This is a genomic window from Corynebacterium sp. ACRQP, from assembly GCF_022345915.1.
Classification (GTDB): Bacteria; Actinomycetota; Actinomycetes; order Mycobacteriales; family Mycobacteriaceae; genus Corynebacterium; species Corynebacterium lehmanniae.
The window spans coordinates 18773-43004 of record NZ_JAKRMZ010000017.1; the positions used below are offsets into that span (position 1 = coordinate 18773).

Sequence of the window (24232 nt, forward strand, 5' to 3'; positions counted from 1 at the left end):
TGGGGACGGTCCGCGCGTGCCTAGCGCAGGCCTTCTTTGGATGTGTCGTGCAGCTTGTACTCGGCCTTGACGTGCGGGGCCTTCTCGGCGACGTAGTCCTCGATCTGCTTGAACACGTCGGACCACGGCGGCTTGCCGTCCGCGGCCTTCTTCGCTTTCGCGGCCTGCGCGCCGGGGAGCTTGTCGCGCACGCGGTAAATGGCGGCCTCCGCCTTCGCCTTGAGCAGGAAGGCGATCTTCCAGTGCAGATACGGCGTGCCCTCGAAGCGGGACCCCTTGACCATGAACTTCGTGTCTTCGTCGCCGATGATCAGCGACAGCGCCCCGAGCACCTGCGCCGGCATCTTCGGGTCCAGGTCCTCGAGGATGCCCATCAGGGCGGTCGCCACACGCACGTGGTAGTCCGAGGAGTAGCCGCCGTTGGCGTAGATGAAGTCAGTCATCTTGCGCATCTCGTCGCCGGTTTTCGGAATCAGGCGCTCCTCCGCGCCCATGAGGTAGAGCACCCACGCCCAGTACATGGCCACGTCGTCCCACTCCTCGCCGGTGTGCGGGCGGCCGAAGAACTCGTCCACGCCGATCGGCATGAGCGCGAACCAGCCCTCGCCGGAAACGAGGAAGGACGAGCCGATGGGGCGGCCAAACTCGTTGTAGTGCTCCGGCCCCCACAGCTTTTCCAGGCCGCGGTTGGCCTGGGCGTGCAGGAGACGCACACGCACGGCGGCCTTCAGGCCGTCGCTGTAGCGGTCGAACACGCCTTTCTTGCCCAAGTCCACGAAGAACTTCACCGTCTCGATGATGCGGGTGAAGGACTCGATCTCGAACATGGCGGTCTCGCCGGTAGCCGCGGAGGTGCGGTCCTCCATCGTGGTGGCCCAGTAGGCGAAACCGATGGAAAGCAGCTCAGCGGACGGCGTGACGTTGTAGTAGGCGATGCGGCCGCGCTCGGCGGCTTCGAGGTCGATCCATTCCGGGATGTTGTCCACCTCGGCGAAAAACTCCACCAGCTCCGGCGACGGATCAGCGACCTTGTCGATGCCCTCGTTCAGCGCCGTTTCAAAATCAGCGCGGGACTTCTCTGCGCCGTCGCGCTTGAACGCCTCGGCGAGTTTGGCTCCCGTTTCGTCGGTCTGCCACATGTGATCGTCCAAAAGCTTTGTTTGGAAGCTGGTGTAGCCCTCCCACTCGTCGGCGACGGTGTGCCAGCGGTCAAACAAATTGTGGCGCAGCGTCGACCAACCCGGACGGCGCGTGCGGCGCTTCGGCGCTGGGCGAAGCGGCATGCCGTCACGGTAGAAGTACCGGAAATCCTCGAAGGGATTGTCCGACATCGGAAGGATTTCCGGATGCACCGGATGTTGGTATTGATGCTCCTCGCGGGCATCGGTGCTGGCAGTCATTCGTGTCACTTCCCTTTGACGTAGAGGCCCTGGCTTAGGGCGCCTGATATTGGGCCTTGTCGCAAACAAGCGCCGACAACCCTGTCGACCAGTCAAAACTGTTGTTTGTGCGATATGCGAACATTTTTGTGGCGTCAGTCACTTTTGCGTGGCCTTATACTATCGATTACACAAAAAGCCGGCAACCAGTTTTGCGGCGAATTTTTACAACGGAGGTTTGAGTGAGAAACGGCAAGACTTTTGGCAGCTTGACCACGTTTTTTGGCGGCAGGAACAGGGAAAAGGACCCGAACACGCTCGACCGCGAGGAAGCGTTCACCGACCGACAAACGCGCCAGGCAGAACACTCGGAGCAACCCGGCGTGAGCGGCGACGTCATTGCGCTCACCGCCGTCGACGTCGAGCGCGCCCACGGCATCGCCTTGATCACGCTGCAAACCCGCGACGGCTCCCCCATCCCCGGCTACGAGCCAGGCTGCCACGCAGACTTTCTGCTGCACTCCCCCGAGGGCGAGGAGCTTGTACGCCAGTTCTCCCTGTTCCCCATGCACCGCCTCGGCACCGAAGAAGCTGACCAGCGCGCCATCTACGGCATCGAGGTGAAGCTGGAGACGGATTCGCGCGGCGGCTCCATCGCCGCCCACAACATCGAACCGGGCGACACGGTGCGCATCCTGCCGCCCCGCAATAACTTCGCCCTGGCTCCCGGCGCGAAACGCTCGATCCTGGTGGGCGCAGGCGTGGGCATCGCCCCGATTTTCTCGCTCGCCCGAGAGCTGCAGATCCAGCAGGCGGACTACTCCGTGCTGTATTTCGCGTCCAGCCAGGAGCGGGCGTTGATGCGCCACCTCATTGACACCTACCTCCACGGCCAGACCAAAAGCATCTTCGCCACCGGGGAGCGCGACAAGCAGTCCGGCTACATCGAGGAAGCTCTCGCCGCCTCTACTACCGCGCCGGAGGACACCCACCTGTACGTCTGCGGGCCGCAGGGCTTCATGGACGGGGTCATCGAGGTCGCAACCGAGCACCTGCCCAAGGCCAACATCCACTTCGAGGCCTTCCGCGCCTCGGAGGAAACCCTCGCCGGCAACCACGACGCGGACGGCCCCTTCGAGGTCGTGCTCAACGGCGAGACCTACGCGGTGCCGGAGGGCGAGAGCGTCCTGGATGTCTTCGAAGACGAGGACGTGCCGATTTTGTCGCAGTGTTCGGAGGGCACATGCGGCACCTGCATCATGCGCGTCGTGGACGGCACCCCGGATCACCGCGACAGCATCTTCACGGAGGAGCAGCACGAAAACGGCGCCTTTGCCACGTGCGTCTCCCGCTCGCTGTCGCCCACCCTTACCCTGGAGCGGTGGAAGAACTTGCGCGGCTAAAGCATGCGCACCATCACCACACCCGCCAGCACAATGGCAAGCCCGGTGAGGCGGTAGGGCGTGGGCGCGCTGCGGTGCCCGCCGGTGCCCACGCCGAGGGATTCAAGCACCTGGCCACAGATGATGTTGCCCACCAGCGCCGCTATCACGGTGGTGCCGGTGCCAAGGATCGGCGATAGCGCCGCGCCGCCGAACACGAAGAACGCGCCGAGCATGCCGCCGAGCCACATCCACCACGGCCCCGGCGCGATACCTGTGGCCAGTGCCCGGCGCGGGCCGGGCAGCAGCACGGACATGGCGGCCAGAAGCGCAAGGCCGACCACCAGGGAGATTTGGCCGGCCTGCAGCGAGCTGCCCAGCACGCGGCCGAGGTGGCCGTTGACGGCGGTTTGGGTCGCCGAGCCCATGCCCATGACCACGCCGAAGGCGCGCAACGACCACAGCGTGGCACCTTCGGCGGTGCCGTGGATGATGGTTCGCGTGCGCCCGATCTCCAGCACCATGGCGATGCCGCCGACCACGATCAGCGCGCCCAGAAGACGCAGCGGCCCCACTGGCACCTGCGCGGACTGAAACAGCCCGAACCGGTCGATTAACAGCCCCATGATCACCTGGCCCAGAATCGGCAGGATCACGGTCTGCACGGGGCCGAGTTTGGGGAACAGGACGATGTTGCCGGCGATGAACATCACGCCCATGAACCCGCCGAGCCATGCCCACCACGGTTGCGAGGCGGCCGTCGATAAGTCTGGCACCAGTGCCCCACTCGCACCCCAAGAAATAACGGAGGCGACCACCACCGCAATGATGAAGGACACAAACGTCGCGCCGATCGGCGAGCCGACGCTTTGCCGCAGCCGGGTGTTAATCGCGGTCTGGACGGGCACGATCGCGCCCACCAGCATGGCTAAAAGCAGCAGCATGTGTCTTCCTCCCTCAAGCTGAACAGGCAGCCGGGGCGAGATGCGCCCGGCTGCCTGCCTTACACGTTGCGACGGCTATTCGTCCGTCGGGATCGTGTCCATGTTCTCCAGCATCTTGGCCACGTAGCCGGTGTTGAACTCGCCGGAGCGGAACTTGTCGCTGTTGATCAGCTGGGCCTGGAACGGCGCGGTGGTGACCACGCCGTCGACCTTGAGCTCGTCGAGCGCGCGCAGGGTGCGCTCGATGGCCTCGTCGCGGGTGTCCGCCCAGCAGATGAGCTTGCCCACCATGGAGTCGTAGAACGGCGGGATGGTGTAGCCGGCCTCGATGTGGGTGTCCATGCGCACACCGAAGCCGCCCGGGGTGCGGTAGTGCTCGATCTTGCCGGGGCGCGGGGCGAAGTTCTCGTTCGGGTCCTCGGCGTTGATACGGCACTCGATGGCGTGGCCACGGATCTGAACGTCGTCCTGGGTCAGGCGCAGCTTCTGCCCGGAGGCGATGCGCAGCTGCTCCTGGATCAGGTCCACACCGGTGATCATCTCGGTCACCGGGTGCTCCACCTGGATGCGCGTGTTCATCTCGATGAAGTAGTACTTGCGCTCGATGTTGTCGAAGACGAACTCGACAGTGCCGGCGTTTTTGTAGCCCACCTCTTTACAGAGGTTGATGGCGGCTTCTTGGAGGCCGGCGCGCAGTTCGTCGTCAATTGCGGGCGAGGGCGCTTCCTCAATGAGCTTCTGGTTGCGGCGCTGCGAGGTGCAGTCGCGTTCGCCGAGGGCGATGGCGTTCTCGCCGTCCGCGAGCACCTGGATCTCAATGTGGCGGATGTCGGTGAGGAAGCGCTCGATGTAGACGGACGAGTCGTTGAACGCGGACTGCGCCTCGTTCATGATCTCGTTGAGGTCCTTTTCCAGCGTGTCCTCGGACTCCACGACTCGCATGCCTCGGCCACCGCCGCCAGCGGCGGCCTTAATCAGAAGTGGGAAGCCAGTTTGCTTTGCGACGTCTAAAGCTTCCCCGAACTCAGTCACCACACCATCGGAGCCGGGCACCGTGGGCACGCCGGCGGCCTGCGCGATCTTCTTCGCCTCGATCTTGTCGCCCATGCGGCGGATGTGCTCCGACGACGGGCCGACGAAGCCGATGTTTTCGTCCTCGACCATCTTGACAAAGTCGGCCTTCTCGGAGAGGAAGCCGTAGCCGGGGTGGATGGCGTCGGCCTTGAACGCCATTGCGGCGGAGACGATCAGCTCGGGGCTGTTGTAGCTCTTCGCGGCGTTGGCCGGGCCGATGCACACGGCCTGGTCCGCTTCCTTGACTGGCAGGGAGTCGCGGTCGCCCTCCGAGTACGCGAGGATGCTCTTGATGCCGAGCTCCTTGCAGGCGCGGATGACGCGCAGCGCGATCTCGCCGCGGTTGGCAATGAGGACGCTGTCCAGCAGCTTTTCAGATTCAGCCATGGGGTACCTACTTCGGCTCGATGACCATCAGCGGCTGGCCGTGCTCAACGGCATCCTCGTTGTCCACGAGGATCTCGGTGACGGTGCCGGCGGTCTTCGCTTCGATGTTGTTCATCAGCTTCATCACCTCGACGATGCACAGCACCTGGCCGACCTCGACGGTGTCGCCGACCTTCACAAACGGGTCCGCGCCCGGCTTCGGTGCGGCGTAGAAGGTGCCCACCATCGGGGACTTGACCTCGATGCCGGTGCCGGAGCTTGCCGGAGCAGCAGCTTCCGGCTTCGGGGCATCTTCCTTCGGAGCCTCCGCAGGCGCCGGGGCCTCGGCCGGAGCAGGAGCCGGTTCCGGTGCCGGTGCTTCAGCCTTCGGCGCTTCCGGTGCGGCCGGTGCCGGGGCTGCCTTGAGGTGGCTCAGACCGCCCGGGGTCTTGGACAGGGCGAGCTCGATGTCGCCGTACTTGATGCTCAGCTCTTCGATGTCGCCGGACTGGTTAACCCACTCAAGCAGGGACTTCAGCTCGTTGAAGTTGGTGGTGTCAGACATGGTTTACTGCTCTCCTTTTTTGGTCAGGTTGATTTCGAGGTCGTCGGTCTTGAGGTGGAATTCGCCGGAAGTGGTGGTCTCGTAGATCTTCTGCACGAGCTTGGTCAGCTCGCCGCCCGGCACGCCTTCGCCCTGGCCCGCGCGGCCTTCGGCGACGAAGCGGCGCATCTCGTCCACGTTGTTGCCGGGGATGTTGGCGCGCAGCAGCAGCGTGTCGATGTCGTCGTCCGGGTACTGCTCCTTCAGGCCCGGCAGGCGCGGTTCGAGCTCCGGGCGGCCCTCCTTGATTTCGGAGGAGCCGTTGGCCTTGATCTTCTCCAGCGCGTCCGGGTCGATCGGCGCGAGCGGCTCGCCGTAGTGGCCGAGCGCGTACTTCTTAATCTCGTTCGGCACCACGGAGTAGCGCTCGCCGGAGATCACGTTCATCACGGCCTGGGTGCCCACGAACTGGGCGAACGGGGTGATCATGATCGGGTACGCCAGCTCCTCGCGCACGCGGGCCGTTTCGTAGAGCAGATCCTCAAAGCGGTCCGACAGGCCGGCGGTTGCCAGCTGGGATTCGAAGTTTGTGAGCATGCCGCCCGGCAGCTGGTGCATGTAGTGCACGCCGTCGAACGCGCGGGGCTTGCCCACCGGCTTGTCCTCGCGGTCCGCGATCTCCTGCAGCTTCTGGCTGGCGTTGTCCACACGCTCGTCGTCGATGTTGACGGTGTAGCCCAGCGCGCGCAGGTCGCGGGCGAGCGCCTGGGTGGCGGGCTGGCCCTGGCCGTTAGCCAGCGGGGCGATCGAGGTGTGGATGGAGTCCACGCCGAGTTCGGCCGCGTAGATGTAGGTCAGCGGGGACAGGCCGGTCAGCGAGTGGGTGTGGACCTCCAGCGGCAGGTCGTTGCCGATGGCGCTGCGGATCGCCGGGATCAGCGTCTTCATGCGGTCCGGGGTGAGCAGGCCGCCGGCGTCTTTCAGCATGATGCGGTCGACGTCGGTGCGCTCCACCAGCTCCTGGGCCTTGTCGATGTAGAGCTCGTCGGTGTGCACCGGGCTCAAGCAGTAGGACAGGCAGCCGTAGGTCTCGGCGCCGAGCTCCTTGGCCAGGATGAGGGTGTCGGCGATGTTGTCGATGTCGTTGAGGCCGTCGAAGGCGCCGATGACGCGGAAGCCGTTGGCGTAGAGGCGCTCAACCCACGCGTGGATGACGTCGTCAGGCAAAAAGTCGAAGGACGCGAGGTTGCGGGAGCGGACCATGGAGCGGAACTTGGTGTTCGGCGCGGCCTCGTGCACCTTGCGCACGCGCTCCCAGGGGTCCTCCCTGAGGTAGCGCACCGGCACGTCGAACTGGATCGGGGCAACCAGGTCCACATGCTCGAAGCCGGCGTTGGTGACGTCGTCGAGCAAGTCCATGATGTGCTCGGTGCGCATGCGGGTCGCCCAAATGGACTGGTGCGCGTCGCGCAGCGTGGTGTCGATGATCTTGATTTCTCGCTCGCTGTCCGCCGGTCGACCACCCGCGGCGAAGATTTCAGCGAGGCTCTCTGTGCTCAGCTCTTCTGGGCTAAGTGCCATTGTTCCTCCTTAGAAACGCCAGACCGTGGCTATTGCCGAGTGGCTCGCCACCGTTGCGCTCAATGTACGCCCGGAAAAGTGTGAAGCGCGACTCATTTCGTCCCAAAGTTGTGAAACCGCACCTTGCGGGCGGATATGCGTGGCAAACCACTCCCCCCGTTCTGGGGTGCGCATGGAGCACGCGCGTTCGCATAACGAACAACCGCCAGAGGATGCCATCGCGAAAGAGTGCCCGTGAGCTGCAACTTCTCCCCTCAGCCCCGGACCGACCCCACTCCAACAAACGTGTTTCGGGTCATTCCGCACCCAACAACGTGATCTGGGCAATGCATTTTCGGTCAAACACCAGTCTCCGAAGGAGGACCCGTGAGTACCACACACCGCTTCTCAATGGGCACGACCCATATCGAGGCCGAGCGCCCGGCAGACAGAAAGTCCCTCGGCGCCAGCCTCATCGGCCAGCTACTCGAATGGTTCGAGTGGAGCTCCTACGCCGTGTTCGCTCCGTTCATCGCGGCTGCCTTCTTCGACAAATCCGACCCCACCTCGGCACTGTTGGCCACCTTCGGCGTCTTTGCTGTCGGCTTCCTAGTCCGCCCGCTCGGCGGCATCATCTTCGGCCGCATCGCAGACCGCGTGGGCCGGAAGAACGTGCTGATGATGACGATCATCATCATGGCGCTGTCCGCCGTGGTCATCGGGGTCATGCCCACCTACGAGCAGATCGGCATCTGGGCCTCTGTCATCCTGCTGCTGGTGCGCGTGATCCAGGGCTTCGCCCACGGCGGCGAATCCGCCACCGCCAACAGCTACATCCGGAGATCGCCCCGCGCGACCGCCGCGGCAAGTGGGGTTCGATGGTCTACATGTCCATCTTCGGCGGCTCGGTGATCGCCTACACCCTCGGCGGCATCATTTCGCTTGTGCTTAGCGACGAGCAGATCGGCGCGTGGGGCTGGCGCATCCCGTTCTGGCTGGGCGCCGCTGCAGCGTTCGTGGCCCTGTACCTGCGCCGCCACATGCAGGAGTCCGAGCACTTCAACGAGATCCAGGAGGGCGGCGCCGAGTCCTACGACGGCCTCTCGGCCACCCGCCCCCAGACCCCGGTGCGCTCCAACTGGATGAACATCCTGCTGGTCATCGGCATGGTCTCCGGTGTGACGGCCGCGCACTACACCTGGACGTCCTACGTCTCCACCTACGCGATCACCCACGAAGGCATGTCCACCCAGGGCGCGTACTGGGTGTCCGTGTTCGCGCAGACCTGCGGCCTGATCGCCCTGCCGCTGTGGGGTGCGCTGTCCGACCGCATCGGCCGCAAGCCGGTAATGTACACCTTCGCCATCGCAGTGGGCCTGTTGCAGATCCCGCTGATGGGCATGATCGACTCCCGCCCGTGGACCTTGCTTGTCGCGGCAACTCTCGCCGTGGTCGCCGTCGCCGCCGGCGGCGCACTTTTGGCCCCGGTGATGGCGGAGGTCTTCCCCACCTCCCAGCGCACCAGCAGCATCGGCTTCGCCTACTCGTTGTCCGTGGCCGTCTTCGGCGGCACCGCGCCGTACATCTTCCAGTGGTTCACGTCCCACGACTTGGCGCACGTCTCCGGCATCTACGTGGTGGTGCTGTGCGTGCTCACCCTGATCAGCATGAAGATTCTGCCGGAGACGAAGGGCATCGACCTCCGCGACGCCTAAGGGCGGTTAAGCCTCCTGCTGCTGCGCCATGCGCCAGCGGATGCCGGCCTCCAAGAACCCGTCGATGTCGCCGTCGAGGACCTTCTGCGGGTCGCCGACTTCAAAGTCTGTGCGCAGGTCCTTGACCATCTGGTACGGGTGCAGCACATAGGAGCGCATCTGGTTGCCCCAGCTGGCGTTGCCGCCGGCGCCGAGGGCATCCATCTCGGCCTTTTCTTCCTGGCGCTTCTTCTCCAGCAGTTTCGACTGGAGCACGTTGAGCGCCGAGGCCTTGTTCTGGATCTGGGACTTCTCGTTCTGGCAGGTCACCACAATGCCGGTTGGGATGTGGGTGATGCGCACCGCCGAGTCGGTGGTGTTCACCGATTGCCCGCCGGGGCCGGAGGAGCGATAGACGTCCACGCGAATGTCGGAGTCGGGGATGTCGATGTGGTCGGTCTGCTCCACCACCGGCAGCACCTCCACCTCGGCGAACGAGGTCTGGCGGCGCGCCTGGTTATCAAAGGGCGAGATGCGCACGAGCCGGTGCGCGCCCTGCTCCACCGAGAGTTGGCCGTAGAGGTACTCACCGTGCACCACGAAGGTGGCGGATTTGATGCCGGCTTCTTCCGCGTAGGAGATGTCGTAGATGTCCACCTTGTGGCCTGCCTTTTCGGCCCAGCGGGTGTACATACGCATGAGCATCTCGGCCCAGTCCGCCGCGTCCACGCCGCCGGCGCCGGAGCGGATGTGCACCACGGCTTCACGCTGGTCGTACTCGCCGGAGAGCATTGTCTGCACTTCCAGCGAGTCAATCTGCGCGGCCACGTCCTCCAGCTCCTCGTCGGCCATGGAGGCGTCGCCTTCTTCCTCGGCGAGTTCGTACATCACCGGCAGGTCGTCGATACGCGAGCGAAGCGAGGCGACCTTCTTTAAGCGCCCCTGCACATTGGACAGCTCGGTGGTGACCTTTTGCGCGTGCGCTGGATCGTCCCAAAGCGACGGGTCGCCGGCTTGCGCCTCCAGCTCGCGGGCGCGCTCGCGCAGGACGTCCAGGTCCATCACCTTCTCAATGGTGGAAAGTGTGGAGCTTAAGTCCTTGATCCGCGTCTGAGTTTCCGGCTGCATAGGGGCAAAGTCTAGCGAACCGCCTGACGCGGCCACCAAGACGGGATACAGTGGCTTGCGACCCAACACGGGCGCCCGGGGCACCGGGCTGAGATCGCGCTGATGCCGGCGCGAGCACCGTTCGAACCTGTCTGGTTAGCACCAGCGAAGGAAGGAGAAGGTCGTGGTTCACGACATCTATGCCCATGAAATCCACCCGAAGCACTCCTACGCCCCGATTGTGAAAAACGGGCTGGAGGTTCCGGAAACCGCGATCCAGCTGGATGATTCCCCCACCGGCCCGAACGAGCCGTTCAAGATCTACCGCACCCGCGGCCCGCACGCGGAGCCTGAGGTGGGTCTGCCCAGCCTGCGCGGCGAGTGGATCACCGCCCGCGGCGATGTTCAGGAGTACGCAGGCCGCGAGCGTAATTTGCTTGACGACGGCCGCGCGGCCGTCAAACGCGGCGCCGCCAGCGAGGAGTGGCGCGGCGAGTCCCGCACACCGCTGCGGGCCAAGGACGGCCAGCGCGTGACCCAGATGGCCTACGCGCGCCGCGGGGAGATCACCCGCGAGATGGAGTTCGTCGCACTTCGCGAGCACTGCGACGTGGAGAAGGTGCGCGAAGAGGTCGCCGCGGGGCGCGCGATCATCCCGAACAACATCAACCACCCGGAAAGCGAGCCGATGATCATCGGCAACGCGTTTTTGACCAAGATCAACGCCAACATCGGCAACTCCGCGGTGACCTCCTCCATCCGCGAGGAGGTGGACAAGCTGCGCTGGGCCACCCGCTGGGGCGCGGACACCGTGATGGACCTGTCCACCGGCGACGACATCCACGCCACCCGCGAGTGGATCCTGCGCAACTCCCCCGTCCCCATCGGCACCGTGCCGATCTACCAGGCGCTGGAGAAAGTGAACGGTATCGCTGAGGACCTGACGTGGGAAATCTTCCGCGACACCGTCATCGAACAGTGCGAGCAGGGCGTCGACTACATGACCGTCCACGCCGGCGTGCGCCTGCCGTACGTGCCGCTGACCTCCAAGCGCGTCACCGGCATCGTCTCCCGCGGCGGCTCGATCATGGCCGGTTGGTGCCTGGCGCACCACAAGGAATCCTTCCTGTACGAAAACTTCGACGAGCTGTGCGAGATCTTCTCCCAGTACGACGTCGCATTCTCGCTTGGCGACGGGCTCCGCCCCGGCTCCGTGGCAGACGCCAACGACGCCGCCCAGTTCGCCGAACTGAAAACCATCGGCGAGCTGTGCAAGCGCGCCTGGGACTACGACGTGCAGGTCATGATCGAAGGCCCCGGCCACGTGCCGCTGAACATGATCCAGGTCAACAACGAAAAGGAAGAGCAGTGGTGCGGCGGCGCGCCGTTTTACACGCTCGGCCCCCTGGTCACCGACATCGCGCCGGGCTACGACCACATCACCTCTGCCATCGGCGCGGCCAACATCGCGGCCGGTGGCACGGCGATGCTGTGCTACGTCACCCCGAAGGAGCACCTGGGCCTGCCGAACAAGGACGACGTGAAAACCGGCGTGATCACCTACAAGGTCGCCGCCCACGCAGCCGACGTGGCCAAGGGCCACCCGGGCGCGCGCGACTGGGACGACGCGATGAGCAAGGCCCGCTTCGAGTTCCGCTGGCACGACCAGTTCGCCCTGTCCCTGGACCCGGAGACGGCGCAGTCCTACCACGACGAGACGCTGCCGGCGGAGCCCGCGAAGACGGCGCACTTCTGCTCCATGTGCGGCCCGAAGTTCTGCTCCATGCGCATTTCGCAGGACATCCGCGACGAGTTCGGCGACCAGATCGCGGACCTTGGCATGCCGTCGTTCGACTTCGACGCCGACTCCTCAGCCGCCTCTTCTGACGCGCGCGAGGGCGAGCAGGAGATGGCGCGCGAATTCCGCGACTTGGGCTCGAACGTGTACCTCAAGGAGGGCGAGGAGTCCCCGACTGCGCCATAATGGCCGCGTGACCGATACGCAGCAGTTTATTTCCGACCACCGCAACGATTCCGACGCCGAGCTCGCAGCCGCGCTCGTGCGCCACGCCGGCCAGCTGGCGCTGCGCATGCGCGGCGAGGGCCTGGACGCGGAGGTGAAAACCTCTGTCTCCGACGTGGTCACGGAAGCCGACCGCACCGCGGAGCGCTTCGTGTCCGAGGCGCTTCAGGCACTGCGCGGCGACGACGGCGTGATCGGCGAGGAGGGTGCTTCCCGCCCGTCCGCCACCGGCCGCACATGGGTGATCGACCCGGTGGACGGCACCTACAACTTCTCCCAGGGCTCGGACTACTTCTGCTCGGCGCTGGCGCTTGTAGACGACAACTCCGCCCACACCCCCGCCATCGGCGCCGTGCACCGCCCCGCCACGGACACCACGTGGATCGCGGCGGACGGCGTGGCCACGCGTGACGGGGTGGAGCTTGGGGGGCTGGCGGAGTCGTCGCTAGGCGAAAGCGCCGTGGTGACCTACCTGCACCCCACCTTCATGGCCAACGACGATGTGCGTGAGGCGTGGCTGCGCGTGATTTCCGGCGCGGCGACGATGCGCATGATGGGCGCCGGTTCTATTGACCTGTCGAATCTCGCGTCCGGGCAAATGGGCGCGTGGCTGCAGCATACCGTGCCGGATTGGGACTGGCTGCCGGGCAAGGCGCTGGTCGAGGCCGTCGGCGGCCGGTGCACAAAAGTCGACGCCGGTGGTGTGACCTGGTGCGTTGCCGGCAACCCGCGGATCGTGGACGAGATCGCCGAGCGCCTGCGCGGCTAGCTGCCCGGGCTAGGGCAAGCGGAACCCGCCCGGGATGTCGCCGAGCACGGCGTCCATGCGCAGCGCACCCGTCGGCGCGTGCAGCGGACCCTGCAGCGGGGTGCGGCAGGCCACGTTGAACGGCGGGCCCCAGATGCCGCCGTTGATCATGCCGATCACGCGGTCGCCCACCATCAGCGGCGCGCCAGAGTCGCCCTGCATGGCGCAGACCTGGTTGGTGTTGCGCTGCTCCCAATCGGTGTACGTGTGGCCGCAGGTTGTGCCGGAGGCCACGCCGGTCTTGCACACCACGCCGCCCGGCTTCACCGGTGCGCCGCCCAAGTGGTTGACGGTCACGCCGTTGTAGGAGCGGGTGACCTCGGTGTTGTCGGCGAGCGTGATCACCGCGTAGTCCAGCTCGCGGTTGACGTGTGTGATCGTGCCGGTGCGGCCGAGCTGCCAGGAATCCGCGGAGCGTACGGCGTCGCCGACATTGCCGCAGTGGCCGGCGGTGACGGCGATTTTCTCGCCGCGGTCGTTGTAGCCGGCCGCCGTGGTGGTGCACATGACTTCCTTGCCGGGCTCGGAGCCGACATACAGCGGGGTGCTCGGGCCGTAGAGCGCGCGGCCGCGTCGCATCGCTTCATCGGACTCGGCCGGGGTGCGCGGTGCGTCGAAGAAGGAGCCGGGAACGCGGTGCAGGACCTTGTCCGCCATGGGCTTTCCGGCCAGGGCTTTGGAAACCGGGTCGGTGCGCCACACGTAGTTGAGCAGGTCGCCCACCGGCGCCTCTGCCTGTTGGGCGTGCGCCGCGGGGCTACCGATAGCCGCCGAGGTAGCAATCAGAAACGCGGCGGTAAGCAGGCGGGCGGCGGACGAACGGCGCATAGCAACCCCAATCACATTGGCAACATGGGCATCAACAGAGATATTCAACCACATCTTTTTCCTCCGTGGGCCAGTAACCGCAAACGTGGCTCATGCGGGCCTGAGGCGGTACCTTGAGCGCATGCACGAAGCCGCCAACGCCGAACAGCACCAACCCACGCACCAACCCACGCAGCAACGCCCCCGCCTGATCGTCCCGGACCTCGCGCGCGGTACCGCCCTGTTGGGCATCGCGATGGCCAACGCCGCCCAGGGGTGGGTGATCAACGACTGGTCGGAGGACCAGTCCCGGGTGGGCTGGTCCGTCGGCGGCGTGCGCCCGGATAGCCTGATCGACCAGATCGGCGCCGTCTTCGCGGCCATGTTCATCCACGTGCGCGGCCTGCCGATGTTCTCCACGCTGCTGGGCTTCGGCTTCGGCCTGGTCGCGGCCAGCCTGTACCGCAAGCACTACCCCGCCAAGCAGGCCCGGCGCGTGCTGTACCGCCGCTACGGCGCGCTCGCGCTGTTCGGCGTGGCGCACATGTTCCTGCTGTTCTACGGCGACATCATGCTCACCTACGGGCTGGTGGGCATCTTCCTCGCGGCGATGCTCACGCTGAGTTCGAAGACGCTGCGCATCATCGCCTACACAATCCTCGGCCTGTTCACGGCCCTCGGCGTCGCCGGCGGTATCGCGTCGTTCTACTTTGACGCCTCCGGCGGCTTCAACCAGTCTGAACCCACCGCCACCTTCGACACCTTCGGGGCGTACTTCTCGTTCAACCTGGACATGGCACTCGGGCAGCTGGTCGCGCAGCCGTTTGCGGTGCTGCAGCTGTTATCGCTTGCCATCATCGGCTACGTGTGGGCGAGGGAGCAGGTGCTTACCGACGTCCACGCGCACCGCCGCACCCTCATCACCTGGAGCATCATCACCGGGCTGGTCATCCTCTGCGTCGGCCTGCCCTGGGGCTTAGCCACCGCGGGCGTGCTGCCGGACGAGTGGGAGCTGCCGCTGTTCATGCTCAACCAGGCGCTCGGCTACCTCACCGGCCCGGGCATCCTGGCGCTGCTCGCGCTGGCCACAGACGAGCTGAACAACCAGGTCCCGGGTTGGGCGCGCGCGTTCGTGGCGCTGGGCAAGCGCTCCATGTCGGGGTATCTCGCGCAGTCGTTCCTCTTCATCGCGATTTGCACCCCGGCGTTTTTGGGCATCGGCCTGGACGCCTCGGTCACCGGCAAGCTCATCATCGGTTTTGTGGTGTGGTTGATTAGCCTGCTGCTGGCGGTGCTGCTGGACCGGGCGGGCAAGCAGGGCCCGTTCGAGTGGGCGCACCGCCGCCTCTCCTACGGCAAGACGGGAAGGATTGAGCCGAAATATGATCAGCCTCAAATCACTGCATGAGATGACACCGCTTGAGGTCCACCAGCTGTACAAGCTGCGTGTGGACGTCTTCGTGGCCGAACAAAACTGCCCCTTCAACGAGATCGACGACCAAGACGCAGCCCCTGAGACCCGCCACATCCTCGCCTTCGAGGGCGAGACGCTGGCCGGCTGCGCCCGCGTCTACCCCACCGAGGACGGCTCCCGGTTCGGCCGGTTTGTGGTCCACCCCGATTTCCGCGGGTCCGGTCTCGGCCCGGAGATCGTGCGCACCAGCATCGAATACACCGAGCGCTTCGACGGCGACCTCATCGTGGAGGCCCAGTCCGGCCTGGTGGGCTACTACGAGCAGTTCGGGCTTGTCGCCGAGGGCGACGAGTTCCTCGACACCGGCGTCCCGCACAGAAAAATGCGGCTGGCCCGCTAGGGGCTCAAGCCGCATCGTTGCAGGTTAACCTGCTACTGGTCGGACCTGCGGTCGTCGACAAGCGTGTCGCTCTCGCCGCTGCGATTGCAAACGGCGTGTACGCGCCATGCTTGGTCCTAACTAGGTCCTAACTAGATTCTTGGCAGCGTTAACGCCCGGGCTTGATCAGCGTGCCGGCGAGCGAGGACGTGACGGCGGACCCCACCAGCACTCCGATGGTGTAGAGGATCCCGGTCACCCCCAGCATCTGCAGTAGCCAACCGAAAAACAGCGCGCCAACGACGGCGCCGGCGATTGCGGCGACCCAACGTCCCATAGTGAAGACCTTCCCTTAAGCGTTATCGAGAGTTTGATGGTGTGTCCGCACCACGGTACCGATTTGCTAGGCTCAGCCTCTGCAACGCGGGTGTGAGAGGGATGAAAACCGTGGCGAATACCGTGGCAGACAACGAGCAAAAACTCCTCGAGCGATTCATGTGGCTCTCCATCGCCGCAGCGGTGCTGACCATTGTGTTGAAGGCCACTGCCGCCTGGGTGACGGGCTCTGTGGGCTTTCTTTCAGACGCCATCGAATCCGGCATCAACCTCATCGCCGCCGCGGTGGGCCTGTGGGCGCTGAAGCTGTCGGCCAAGCCCGCGGACGCGAACCACCACTTCGGCCACGCCCGCGCCGAGTACTTCTCCGCCCAGGTGGAGGGTTCGCTGATCCTGCTGGCGTCGGTGGCCATTATTTTCACCGCCGTGGACCGGTTGATCCACCCGGTGCCGGTGGAGCAGCTCGGCATCGGTCTGGCCTTTTCCGTCGTGGCCACCGTGATCAACGGCGCGGTCGGTGTGGCGCTCATCCGTGCGGGCAAGAAGTACCGCTCCACCACCCTGGATGCCGACGGGCACCATTTGCTCACCGACGTCTGGACCACCGTCGGCGTGATCGTCGGCATGGCGCTGGTATGGCTGACCGGCTGGCAGCCCCTGGACCCGATCGTGGCACTAATCGTGGGCGCGAACATCATGTTCACCGGCTACAAGCTGCTCAAGGGCGCAATCCTGGGCCTGCTGGCGGAGTCCCTGCCCAAGGAAGAAAACCAGATCGTCCACGCCTACCTGGACGAGTACGCCGCCGCCAACGGCGTGAAGTTCACCTCAGTGCGCACCACCGCCGCCGGCCGCGAGCGCATGGTCAACCTGGTCGTGCAGGTCCCCGGCGGCTGGACGGTCGACCGCGCCCACGACCACGCCGACGAAATCGAGGCCGGCGTGGCCGAAGCCCTCGGCGGCGCGGAGACGATCGTCCACGTGGAGCCGCTGGGGCATCCCACCCGCACCGGGCCGCTGACGGTCTAGGGATCCCTTCTGCCGGGTGCCCCTCCAGCCCCCGCGCGGATCTGCTAGTTCCGTTTTCGAGCAACTAGCAGATCCGCAAATCGCCGCGCGCAACCCGCCCCACCGGGACCTCGAAAACGCATAGGCTGGCAGCCATGGCTGATTCGATCAAGGATCCCGAGCTCTACGAGGCCCTGCTGCGCGAGGGCAACTCCAAGTCCAAGGCAGCCGCCATCGCCAACGCCGCGGCACGCGACGGCCGCTCCACGGTCGGCGAGCGCGGCGGCGAGTCCGGCTCCTACGAGGATTGGACCAAGGACGAGCTGTACGCCCGCGCCCAGGAGCTCGACATCGAGGGCCGCTCCGAGATGACCAAAGACGAGCTGATCGAGGCCCTTCGTGACTAAGCCGCTTGATCTTCGCTGTTACTTCGTCACCGGCCAGGGCCCGGACGTCGTGGAGCGCGCCCGTCAGGCCGCGGCCGGCGGAGCGGGCGTGATCCAGGTCCGCTCGAAGCCGATCACCGCCCGCGAGCTCTACGCGCTCTCCCGCGCCGTCGCAGAAGCGGTCCACTCCGTCAACCCGCAGACGCATGTGCTTATCGACGACCGCGCCGACGTCGCCGCTGCCCTCCGCAACCAGGGCATCTCCGGCGTCCACGTCGGCCAGGACGACCTGGACGTGAGCGTGGTGCGCGAGCTGCTTGGCCCCGACGCGATCATCGGCCTGACCACCGGCACCTTGGAGCTGGTCCAGGCCGCCAACGAGCACAAGGACGTCATCGACTACATCGGTTGCGGGCCGTTCCGCGCCACCCCGACGAAGGATTCCGGCCGCGCCCCGATCGGGCTGGACGGCTACCCGGAGCTGGTAGCCGCCTCCGAGCTGCCGCTGGTAGCCATCGGCGACGTCACCGCCGACGACGCCTACGATCTCGCCGCCCAGGGCGTGGACGGGCTGGCCATCGTGCGCGGCATCATGCACGCCGGCGACGCGAAGGCGTACTGCGAGCGCGTCGTCGCCGAGTTCGACCGCGGTGCCCAGGCCCACGCAACCACGAGCTAGCCACACGCACAAACCCAGAGGAAGCACCCCTGAGTAAGGCCGAAATTAGGGCAAACTCGTGCTTTGTTCCTCAGGGTCTGTGCGCACGGGCGTCGCTGAGGTCTGGCTGAACCACACGAAACTCGCTTCCACACCGACACGAACGCGCTACCCTGTCAAGCGTGAATGTTTCGGTCGTCGGCGCAGGAGTTATCGGCCTGGCCACCGCGCTTACCCTCGTGAACCGCGGCCACACGGTCACGGTCCACGACCCTGAGCCCGCCTCCGGCGCTTCCCATCACGCGGGTGGGATGCTCGCCCCGACTGCAGAGGTGGTGTACAAGCAGGACCCCCTCTTCCCGCTCATGCGCGCCTCCGCCGAGTGGTACCCGGACCTGATCGCACTCACCGCCAAGTACACGGACCTGCCCACGGGCTACCGCACGGACGGCACGCTCGTGGTCGCGCGCGACACGGCGGACAAGACCCACCTCGAAGAACTCACCGAGTACCAGTCCCGCCACGGCATGGCGGTGGACAAGCTCACCACCCGCCAGGCCCGCAGGCTCGAGCCGGCGCTCTCCCCCGCCATCAACGGCGCGGTCAGCATCGACGGCGACCACCAGGTGCAGCCCCGCCTGTTTACGCGTGCGCTTCTCGACGCCTGCCGGTCCGCGGGCGTCACCTTCACCACCGACCGCATTGACAGCCTCGACCAGCTCGAAGAAGCCGACCAGGTCGTCGTCGCCAACGGTCTCGGCGCCCAAGAGCTCGTCGAAGGCCTGGACCTGCGCCCGGTCTACGGCGACGTGCTCCACGTGCGCGTGCCAAAGCACCAGTACCCGCTGCTCACACGGGTGGTCCGCGGGTTCGTTGAGGACCGTCCCGTCTACCTCATCCCGCGCGAGGATGGCACGCTGACCATCGGCGCGACCACCCGCGAGGACGGCCGTGACCAGCCCCAGGTCCAGGGCATCCACCAGTTGTTGCGCGACGCCATCGAGCTCGTACCGGCGCTGGAGGAGTGCGACTTCGTCGAGGCCACCGCGGGCGCGCGCCCCGGCACGCCGGACGACCTGCCCTACCTGGGCCGCATCGACGAGCGCACGGTCGTGTCCACCGGGTACTTCCGGCACGGGATTTTGCTTGCGGGGTTGGGGGCGCGGGTTGGGGCGGAGCTCGTCGATAGGCGTAAGCCCTCAATAGACTTGACCGCGTGCGACCCGAGGAGGCATTCATGAACATCACGCTCAACGGAGAAGCGGCCACCACCGCCGCGGCGACGGTGGAGGAACTCGTGGCGGAGGTCGGCGCACCCGCCGACGGCACCGCGGTGGCCATCGACGGCGAGGTCGTGCCGCGCTCGCAGTGGGGGCAGAAGCTTCACGACGGCTGCTCCGCCGACATCCTCACCGCAGTGCAAGGAGGCTAGGAGTGCTGGAGATCGCCGGAAAGCAGTTCGGCTCGCACCTGATCATGGGCACGGGCGGGGCGAGCTCCTTCGACATGCTGGAGCAGGCCCTGAAGGCCTCCGGCACGGAGCTGACCACGGTGGCGATGCGCCGCCACAGCGCCACCACCGGCGGCGGCGAGAGCGTGTTCGACCTGCTGCAGCGCCTGGACATCGCGCCGCTGCCGAACACCGCCGGTTGCCGCACCGCGCGCGACGCGGTGATTACTACGAAGCTCGCACGCGAGGCGCTGGGCACCGACTGGGTGAAACTGGAGGTCATCGCGGATGACCGCACGCTGCTGCCCGACGTGGTGGAGACCGTGGACGCCTGCGAGATGCTCGTCGACGAGGGCTTTACCGTGCTCGCGTACACCTCCGACGACCCGGTTGCCGCCAAGCGCCTCGAGGACCTGGGCGCGGCGGCGGTGATGCCGCTTGGCTCGCCGATTGGTACAGGCCTGGGCATTTTGAACCCGCACAACATCGAGCTGATCTGCGCGCGCGCCGAGGTGCCAGTGCTTATCGACGCCGGCGTGGGCACCGCCTCCGACGCGTCGCTGGCCATGGAGCTGGGCTGCTCCGGAGTGCTTCTTGCCAGCGCGGTGAACCGCTGCCAGGACCCGGTGGCGATGGCGCAGGCCATGCGGCACGCGGTAGAGGCCGGCAGACTTGCGCGCGCCGCCGGGCGGATCCCGAAGCGCGAGCACGCCGTGGCGTCCTCTACCTTCGACGGCCTGGCCAGCTGGGCCGACGAGGTGTTGTAAATGCTGCCGGAGCAAGAACTCAAGCGAACCGCGCGCCAGATGAACCTGCCCGGCTTCGGCCCGGAGCAACAGCAGCGCCTGCACGACGCCCACGTGCTGGTTATCGGCGCGGGCGGGTTGGGCTGCCCGATCATGCAGACGCTGGCGGCCACTGGTGTCGGCCACATCACGGTGTGGGACGACGACACGGTGGACCTGACCAACATCCACCGCCAGATCCTCTTCGGCGCGGACGACGTGGGCCGCCGGAAAGTCGACGTGGCCGCCGAGCGGTTGCGCGCGCTGCAGCCGGACATCCAGGTCACCACCTCCTTCGACCGGCTGACCCCCGACAACTTCATCGAGGCGCTCGAAGGCATCGATTTACTCATCGACGGCTCCGACACCTTCGCCACCAAGTTCCTCGCCGCCGACGCCGCCGAAATCACCGGCACGCCGCTGTTGTGGGGGTCGGTGCTGCGCTACCGCGGCGACATTGCGCTGTGGCACTCCGGCCCCGGCGCGCCCGCGGACGGGGTCGGGCTGCGCGACCTCTACCCCACCCAGCCGGACGCGGATTCCGTGCCGGATTGCGCCACCGCCGGCGTGCTCGGCGTGACCACGTCCGTGGTCGGCTCGCTGATGTCCACCGAGGCGGTGAAGTTCCTCGCGGGCATCGGCGAGGTGCACATCGGCCGACTGCACATGTACGACGCACTGTCCGCCACCATCCGCCGCTTCACCGTCACCCGCGACCCGGCGCGCGAGCTCGCCACCACTTTGGGCACCTACGCCGAGGCATGCACCGTGAGCACCGAAGGGCAATTGCTTTACGACGCCATCCGCACCCGACAAGCCCACGCCTTAGATATCCGCGAACCGCACGAGCGGGCGATCGCGGATCTGCCGTTTGCCTCCGCGCACCTGCCGCTGAGCGTGATCGAGCGCGACCCGGAGGCCGTCAACGAGGCGCTTGCCAAGTACGAGGATGGCGACGAGGTGGTGGTCTACTGCGCCGGCGGGGTGCGTTCAGATCGGTTTGTCAGCGAGTACGGGGCGCTCGCCGAAACATTGGGAATTTCTCTGCAATCTTTGCCCGGAGGCGTGCAACGCTGGGCATAAACTGCAATACTTTTGTCATGCAGATCACAAAGACCGCCCCCATTGTTACTACCGTCACTCTCATCGCCGCCGCTGCCGTACTCGCACCGGCCGCATCCGCCAACAACGCCGCCTACTCCAACTCCGCAGGCGACGTCCGCTGCGAGATCTACCAAGTCAACGGCACCACGAAGACCATTTGCATGTCCGACCCCGCACGCAAGGCACAGCCGGAGTGCAACCCGCCGGGGCAGCTCGCCCCGGCCGTGAGCGTCGGTGGCGGATCCGCCGAGGTCCACTGCTGGAACCAGGGCTTTACCAACGTGCCGCAAAAGCTGAACCCCCTGCAGGTCAAGCAGCTCGGCACCGCGTACATCGCTCCGGATTTCTCCGGCAACCTGTACGTGGCGGACATTGCCACCCGCGCGATCATCCGCGCGGGCGCCACCAACCAGGTGCTGTTCAAGCTCTAAGTCACCACCATGCACACCATCACCCGTGGCATCCTCGCCACTCTGGCTGCCACCGCTGCCCTCGCCGCAGGCACGTCCACCGCGTCCGCCAGCGAGGGCTTCAACCCCCGCAACGTCGAGTGGCCCGCCGCCCACGGCGCACTGCCCGCGCAGCCGCCGTACGCCACGTTTGCCAACCAACAGGACACTGTGCGCTGCGGTGTCTACACCATCGACGGCCAGGACTTCATCCACTGCCTCAGCCTGGTGGACACCATGCCAGGTCACATGTGCGCGGGCCAGGGCAAAGCCAACGCCATGAACCTGGGCAAGTGGGACGCTTGGGACTGCGCCGACACCAACGCCTTCGCCGGCGCCCCGAAGATGGGCAATCTGCAGCTGCGCCGCTACGGCACCACGTTCGTCGCCAGTGACACCAAGGGCAACTTTTTCATCGGCGACCGGGAGCTCAGCCGCATCATCCGCGTCGGCGAGATTAACGACATTTACGCCGACCGCGGCCGCATCATCGCGTTCAACTCGAAGCTGCGCGGCTCGTCCATCCCGGCCATGTCGTCCATCTAACCCTCACCCACACATCCGTTCGATTCCGCCGTCTCCGGGATCGGACGGAAAATTATAATGTCGGCCTGTTCCACCACAACCGCATAAAGGAGGCGCCCTTGGGCGAGACATTAAGAGCCGCCGTGTACTGCACAAATCCGCCGTCGCTCTTCCCCCGAGAACTGCATATGTTGGCCGACATCGCACGCTACGCCGACGATCACACAGGGCCTGTCCTGGACACCGGCGGCACCGTGCGCCAGGCGCGCAGGGGCTACGTGCAACGCCTGGGAGACCCGAAGGACCAACTCGGGCTGAAGGCGAACCTTTTGGAAACCCGCCTGTTCGTCTTCACCGCCACCGGCTGGCTCGCACCGGTGGAAGGCCCGGAGCACGACGGCGCGTACCAGCTCAACGTGCCTAGGCTGCAAAGGCTTCTCGACGCCACGGAGGCAGCCATGGCCACCGGCCAGACAGATGCGGACGCAATCGCGGAAGCCGACCGGGAGCTGCCCGGCGACTTCGACGGGCAGCTCCCGGACCTGGCGGAGCAGGTGGACCGGCTGCTGGTTCACAACCCGGCGGCGTAAGGCCAAACAGCCCTAGGCCGCACTCCCCTCCTGCTGGCGGATGCGGCCGCGGCGCGCGAACCACGCCGCCACAAACGAGAGCACGAGCGCGACGAGGACACCGAGGTTCGCGTCCGCCCAGTGCTCGCCGACCAGCGGCAGGAGGTAGCCCTGCCAGTTGTTCCACGCCGCTTCCTCGGCAAACAGGTTCACCACCAGGCCCCAGCCGATGATAGAGGCAACAACCAGGATGCCGATCGAGGTCCAGTCGACGGCGCCGTAGCGACCTTCAGCGCGATAAAGCGAAGGCTCATCATAATCCTGCGTGCGCGAGTAGATGTCCGCGATGAGGATGCCCGCCCAGCTGGCTAGGGGCACGCCGAGGGTGATCAGGAAGGACTGGAACGGCCCGAGGAAGCTTTCGGGGAAGAAGACCACCCAGATGGTGCCGAGGGTGAGGATGACGCCGTCGATCGCAGCGGCCGCGGGGCGCGGGATGTTGATACCAAGGGTGAGCAGCGTCAGGCCCGAGGAGTAGATGCCCAGCACCGCGCCGGAGACCAGCGCGAGCACCGCGGTGATCAGAAACGGCACGAGCACCCAGGTGGGCAGCACCACGGCGAGCGCGCCGATCGGGTCGTCCGCGATGGCCTCCGCCAGCGCCTCGTCGGACGCGGCGAGCAGCAGGCCGAAGACCACCAGGATGGCGGGCGCGATGGCGCCGCCGAAGGTGTTCCAGAAGATAATGGCGGAATCCGGGGTGTCGCGGCGCTGGTAGCGCGACCAGTCGGCGGCGATGTTGATCCAGCCCAGGCCGAAGCCCGTCATCACCATCACCAGCGCGCCGACCACGCTGCCAGTGGAGCCGGCGGGGATGGCTTGGACCGCGGCCCAGTCGATGCGCGGGATGGTCAGCGCCATGTACAGCACGGTTACCGCGCCGGTGATCCAGGTCAGCACCGACTGCAGCTTCATAATCGTGTGGTAGCCCAGCACCGACGCCGCCACGATCAGCCCGGCCACGATCACGGTCGCGATGACCTTGGTGGCGGTGCCGGGGTTGCCGCCAAGCTCGCGGATCACCGTGGTTGTGGCCAGCACCGCCATAATCGACAGGAACGTCTCCCAGCCGATGGACGTCAGCCACGAAACGATGCCCGGCACCTTCTGCCCCTCCACGCCGAACGCGGCGCGCGAGAGCACCATCGTCGGCGCGGACCCGCGCTTGCCAGCGACGGCGATGAGCCCGCAGAGGAAGAACGAGAACGTCACTCCCAGTGCGGTGACGAGCGCGCCCTGCCAGAACGACAGCCCGAACCAGAGCACGAACGAGCCGTAGGAGATGCCGAAGACCGAGATGTTCGCGGCGAACCACGGCCAGAACAGGTCTGATGGTTTCGCGGTGCGCTCGGATTCGGGGACGATGTCGATGCCCAGAGTTTCCACTACTGGCGCACTATTCGCTGTGGGTTTGCTGTGTG

At 66.1% G+C, this 24232-nt stretch carries 24 protein-coding genes, 1 pseudogene and 1 riboswitch; of the genes and pseudogenes, 16 read left to right on the forward strand and 9 right to left on the reverse strand.

Features of this window, described 5'->3' with window-relative positions:
• Positions 1–20: 20 nt before the first annotated feature.
• Positions 21–1400 (reverse strand): oxygenase MpaB family protein, encoded by a 1380-nt coding sequence (locus tag MHY23_RS07830; RefSeq protein ID WP_239307097.1) that lies wholly within the window; start codon positions 1398–1400, stop codon positions 21–23.
• A 248-nt stretch (positions 1401–1648) separates the two neighbouring features.
• On the opposite strand from MHY23_RS07830, the gene MHY23_RS07835 reads away from it, so the two are divergent.
• Complete coding sequence (locus MHY23_RS07835; protein WP_239307098.1) at positions 1649–2782, forward strand: PDR/VanB family oxidoreductase; 1134 nt, start codon at positions 1649–1651, stop codon at positions 2780–2782.
• Here MHY23_RS07835 and MHY23_RS07840 read toward each other — a convergent pair.
• From MHY23_RS07840 to MHY23_RS07855, 4 genes are all read right to left on the reverse strand, one after another.
• A complete protein-coding gene (locus tag MHY23_RS07840) occupies positions 2779–3705 on the reverse strand; it encodes a DMT family transporter (RefSeq protein ID WP_239307099.1) in 927 nt (308 codons plus the stop codon). The genes MHY23_RS07835 and MHY23_RS07840 overlap by 4 nt on opposite strands.
• 75 nt (positions 3706–3780) lie before the next feature.
• Positions 3781–5166 carry an acetyl-CoA carboxylase biotin carboxylase subunit gene (accC, locus tag MHY23_RS07845; RefSeq protein WP_239307100.1) on the reverse strand — a complete coding sequence of 462 codons (1386 nt, stop codon included), beginning with the start codon at positions 5164–5166 and terminating at the stop codon, positions 3781–3783.
• A 7-nt stretch (positions 5167–5173) separates the two neighbouring features.
• On the reverse strand, positions 5174–5710 hold the full coding sequence (gene accB / locus MHY23_RS07850; RefSeq protein WP_239307101.1) for an acetyl-CoA carboxylase biotin carboxyl carrier protein: 537 nt from the start codon (positions 5708–5710) through the stop codon (positions 5174–5176).
• A gap of 3 nt (positions 5711–5713) precedes the next feature.
• Positions 5714–7270 (reverse strand): pyruvate carboxylase subunit B, encoded by a 1557-nt coding sequence (locus MHY23_RS07855; RefSeq protein WP_239307102.1) that lies wholly within the window; start codon positions 7268–7270, stop codon positions 5714–5716.
• Between the two features lie 390 nt (positions 7271–7660).
• On the opposite strand from MHY23_RS07855, the pseudogene MHY23_RS07860 reads away from it, so the two are divergent.
• Positions 7661–8964: pseudogene (locus MHY23_RS07860) on the forward strand (MFS transporter).
• Positions 8965–8970: 6 nt separating this feature from the next.
• Here MHY23_RS07860 and prfB read toward each other — a convergent pair.
• Positions 8971–10071: a peptide chain release factor 2 gene (prfB, locus tag MHY23_RS07865; RefSeq protein ID WP_239307103.1), complete on the reverse strand. Its 1101-nt coding sequence runs from the start codon at positions 10069–10071 to the stop codon at positions 8971–8973.
• Positions 10072–10128: 57 nt separating this feature from the next.
• A riboswitch (TPP riboswitch) is annotated at positions 10129–10241 on the forward strand.
• Here prfB and thiC point away from each other — a divergent pair.
• Entirely contained in the window at positions 10235–12034 is a 1800-nt protein-coding gene (gene thiC, locus MHY23_RS07870; RefSeq protein ID WP_370645832.1) for a phosphomethylpyrimidine synthase ThiC, read from the forward strand. (Overlaps the previous riboswitch by 7 nt.)
• Positions 12035–12041: 7 nt before the next feature.
• Positions 12042–12842, forward strand: coding sequence for an inositol monophosphatase family protein (locus MHY23_RS07875; RefSeq protein WP_239307104.1), 801 nt, complete (start codon positions 12042–12044; stop codon positions 12840–12842).
• Positions 12843–12851: 9 nt separating this feature from the next.
• On the opposite strand, the gene MHY23_RS07880 is transcribed toward MHY23_RS07875, so the two are convergent.
• Positions 12852–13709, reverse strand: coding sequence for a hypothetical protein (locus MHY23_RS07880; protein WP_063937183.1), 858 nt, complete (start codon positions 13707–13709; stop codon positions 12852–12854).
• A gap of 121 nt (positions 13710–13830) precedes the next feature.
• Between MHY23_RS07880 and MHY23_RS07885 the strand changes: the two genes are divergently transcribed.
• Both MHY23_RS07885 and MHY23_RS07890 read left to right on the forward strand, forming a co-directional pair.
• Complete coding sequence (locus MHY23_RS07885; protein WP_239307105.1) at positions 13831–15096, forward strand: DUF418 domain-containing protein; 1266 nt, start codon at positions 13831–13833, stop codon at positions 15094–15096.
• A 1-nt stretch (position 15097) separates the two neighbouring features.
• On the forward strand, positions 15098–15502 hold the full coding sequence (locus tag MHY23_RS07890) for a GNAT family N-acetyltransferase (protein ID WP_239307106.1): 405 nt from the start codon (positions 15098–15100) through the stop codon (positions 15500–15502).
• Between the two features lie 148 nt (positions 15503–15650).
• On the opposite strand, the gene MHY23_RS07895 is transcribed toward MHY23_RS07890, so the two are convergent.
• Entirely contained in the window at positions 15651–15818 is a 168-nt protein-coding gene (locus tag MHY23_RS07895; RefSeq protein WP_239307107.1) for a glycerol dehydrogenase, read from the reverse strand.
• A 101-nt stretch (positions 15819–15919) separates the two neighbouring features.
• Here MHY23_RS07895 and MHY23_RS07900 point away from each other — a divergent pair, with 101 nt between their 5' ends.
• The 10 genes from MHY23_RS07900 to MHY23_RS07945 all read left to right on the forward strand — a co-directional run bounded on the left by MHY23_RS07900 (position 15920) and on the right by MHY23_RS07945 (position 22772).
• Positions 15920–16846, forward strand: coding sequence for a cation diffusion facilitator family transporter (locus MHY23_RS07900; RefSeq protein WP_370645833.1), 927 nt, complete (start codon positions 15920–15922; stop codon positions 16844–16846).
• Between the two features lie 134 nt (positions 16847–16980).
• On the forward strand, positions 16981–17232 hold the full coding sequence (locus MHY23_RS07905; protein ID WP_239307108.1) for a Rho termination factor N-terminal domain-containing protein: 252 nt from the start codon (positions 16981–16983) through the stop codon (positions 17230–17232).
• Complete coding sequence (locus tag MHY23_RS07910) at positions 17225–17890, forward strand: thiamine phosphate synthase (protein ID WP_239307109.1); 666 nt, start codon at positions 17225–17227, stop codon at positions 17888–17890. Before MHY23_RS07905 ends, MHY23_RS07910 begins: the two co-directional genes overlap by 8 nt.
• 152 nt (positions 17891–18042) lie before the next feature.
• Positions 18043–19110: a glycine oxidase ThiO gene (gene thiO, locus MHY23_RS07915; RefSeq protein WP_239307122.1), complete on the forward strand. Its 1068-nt coding sequence runs from the start codon at positions 18043–18045 to the stop codon at positions 19108–19110.
• Positions 19107–19301 (forward strand): sulfur carrier protein ThiS, encoded by a 195-nt coding sequence (gene thiS / locus MHY23_RS07920; protein ID WP_239307110.1) that lies wholly within the window; start codon positions 19107–19109, stop codon positions 19299–19301. Before thiO ends, thiS begins: the two co-directional genes overlap by 4 nt.
• Positions 19302–19303: 2 nt before the next feature.
• Positions 19304–20086: a thiazole synthase gene (locus tag MHY23_RS07925; RefSeq protein ID WP_239307111.1), complete on the forward strand. Its 783-nt coding sequence runs from the start codon at positions 19304–19306 to the stop codon at positions 20084–20086.
• Positions 20087–21187 (forward strand): ThiF family adenylyltransferase, encoded by a 1101-nt coding sequence (locus tag MHY23_RS07930; protein WP_239307112.1) that lies wholly within the window; start codon positions 20087–20089, stop codon positions 21185–21187.
• Positions 21188–21204: 17 nt separating this feature from the next.
• Positions 21205–21639 carry a hypothetical protein gene (locus MHY23_RS07935; protein WP_239307113.1) on the forward strand — a complete coding sequence of 145 codons (435 nt, stop codon included), beginning with the start codon at positions 21205–21207 and terminating at the stop codon, positions 21637–21639.
• Between the two features lie 9 nt (positions 21640–21648).
• Positions 21649–22203: a hypothetical protein gene (locus MHY23_RS07940; RefSeq protein ID WP_239307114.1), complete on the forward strand. Its 555-nt coding sequence runs from the start codon at positions 21649–21651 to the stop codon at positions 22201–22203.
• 167 nt (positions 22204–22370) lie between these two features.
• Positions 22371–22772 (forward strand): hypothetical protein, encoded by a 402-nt coding sequence (locus tag MHY23_RS07945; protein WP_239307115.1) that lies wholly within the window; start codon positions 22371–22373, stop codon positions 22770–22772.
• Positions 22773–22784: 12 nt separating this feature from the next.
• Here MHY23_RS07945 and MHY23_RS07950 read toward each other — a convergent pair whose 3' ends face one another.
• Complete coding sequence (locus MHY23_RS07950) at positions 22785–24197, reverse strand: cytosine permease (RefSeq protein WP_239307116.1); 1413 nt, start codon at positions 24195–24197, stop codon at positions 22785–22787.
• Positions 24198–24232: the final 35 nt, after the last annotated feature.

Excerpts from the sequence above, each read along its gene's own strand:
- MHY23_RS07830 (WP_239307097.1), bottom strand. The coding sequence starts at position 1,400 with ATGACTGCCAGCACCGATGCCCGCGAGGAGCATCAATACCAACATCCG.
- MHY23_RS07840 (WP_239307099.1), bottom strand. The coding sequence starts at position 3,705 with ATGCTGCTGCTTTTAGCCATGCTGGTGGGCGCGATCGTGCCCGTCCAG.
- accC (WP_239307100.1), bottom strand. The coding sequence starts at position 5,166 with ATGGCTGAATCTGAAAAGCTGCTGGACAGCGTCCTCATTGCCAACCGC.
- accB (WP_239307101.1), bottom strand. The coding sequence starts at position 5,710 with ATGTCTGACACCACCAACTTCAACGAGCTGAAGTCCCTGCTTGAGTGG.
- MHY23_RS07855 (WP_239307102.1), bottom strand. The coding sequence starts at position 7,270 with ATGGCACTTAGCCCAGAAGAGCTGAGCACAGAGAGCCTCGCTGAAATC.
- prfB (WP_239307103.1), bottom strand. The coding sequence starts at position 10,071 with ATGCAGCCGGAAACTCAGACGCGGATCAAGGACTTAAGCTCCACACTT.
- MHY23_RS07880 (WP_063937183.1), bottom strand. The coding sequence starts at position 13,709 with ATGCGCCGTTCGTCCGCCGCCCGCCTGCTTACCGCCGCGTTTCTGATT.
- MHY23_RS07885 (WP_239307105.1), top strand. The coding sequence starts at position 13,831 with ATGCACGAAGCCGCCAACGCCGAACAGCACCAACCCACGCACCAACCC.
- MHY23_RS07890 (WP_239307106.1), top strand. The coding sequence starts at position 15,098 with ATGACACCGCTTGAGGTCCACCAGCTGTACAAGCTGCGTGTGGACGTC.
- MHY23_RS07895 (WP_239307107.1), bottom strand. The coding sequence starts at position 15,818 with ATGGGACGTTGGGTCGCCGCAATCGCCGGCGCCGTCGTTGGCGCGCTG.
- MHY23_RS07900 (WP_370645833.1), top strand. The coding sequence starts at position 15,920 with ATGAAAACCGTGGCGAATACCGTGGCAGACAACGAGCAAAAACTCCTC.
- MHY23_RS07905 (WP_239307108.1), top strand. The coding sequence starts at position 16,981 with ATGGCTGATTCGATCAAGGATCCCGAGCTCTACGAGGCCCTGCTGCGC.
- thiS (WP_239307110.1), top strand. The coding sequence starts at position 19,107 with ATGAACATCACGCTCAACGGAGAAGCGGCCACCACCGCCGCGGCGACG.
- MHY23_RS07930 (WP_239307112.1), top strand. The coding sequence starts at position 20,087 with ATGCTGCCGGAGCAAGAACTCAAGCGAACCGCGCGCCAGATGAACCTG.
- MHY23_RS07935 (WP_239307113.1), top strand. The coding sequence starts at position 21,205 with ATGCAGATCACAAAGACCGCCCCCATTGTTACTACCGTCACTCTCATC.
- MHY23_RS07940 (WP_239307114.1), top strand. The coding sequence starts at position 21,649 with ATGCACACCATCACCCGTGGCATCCTCGCCACTCTGGCTGCCACCGCT.
- MHY23_RS07945 (WP_239307115.1), top strand. The coding sequence starts at position 22,371 with ATGTTGGCCGACATCGCACGCTACGCCGACGATCACACAGGGCCTGTC.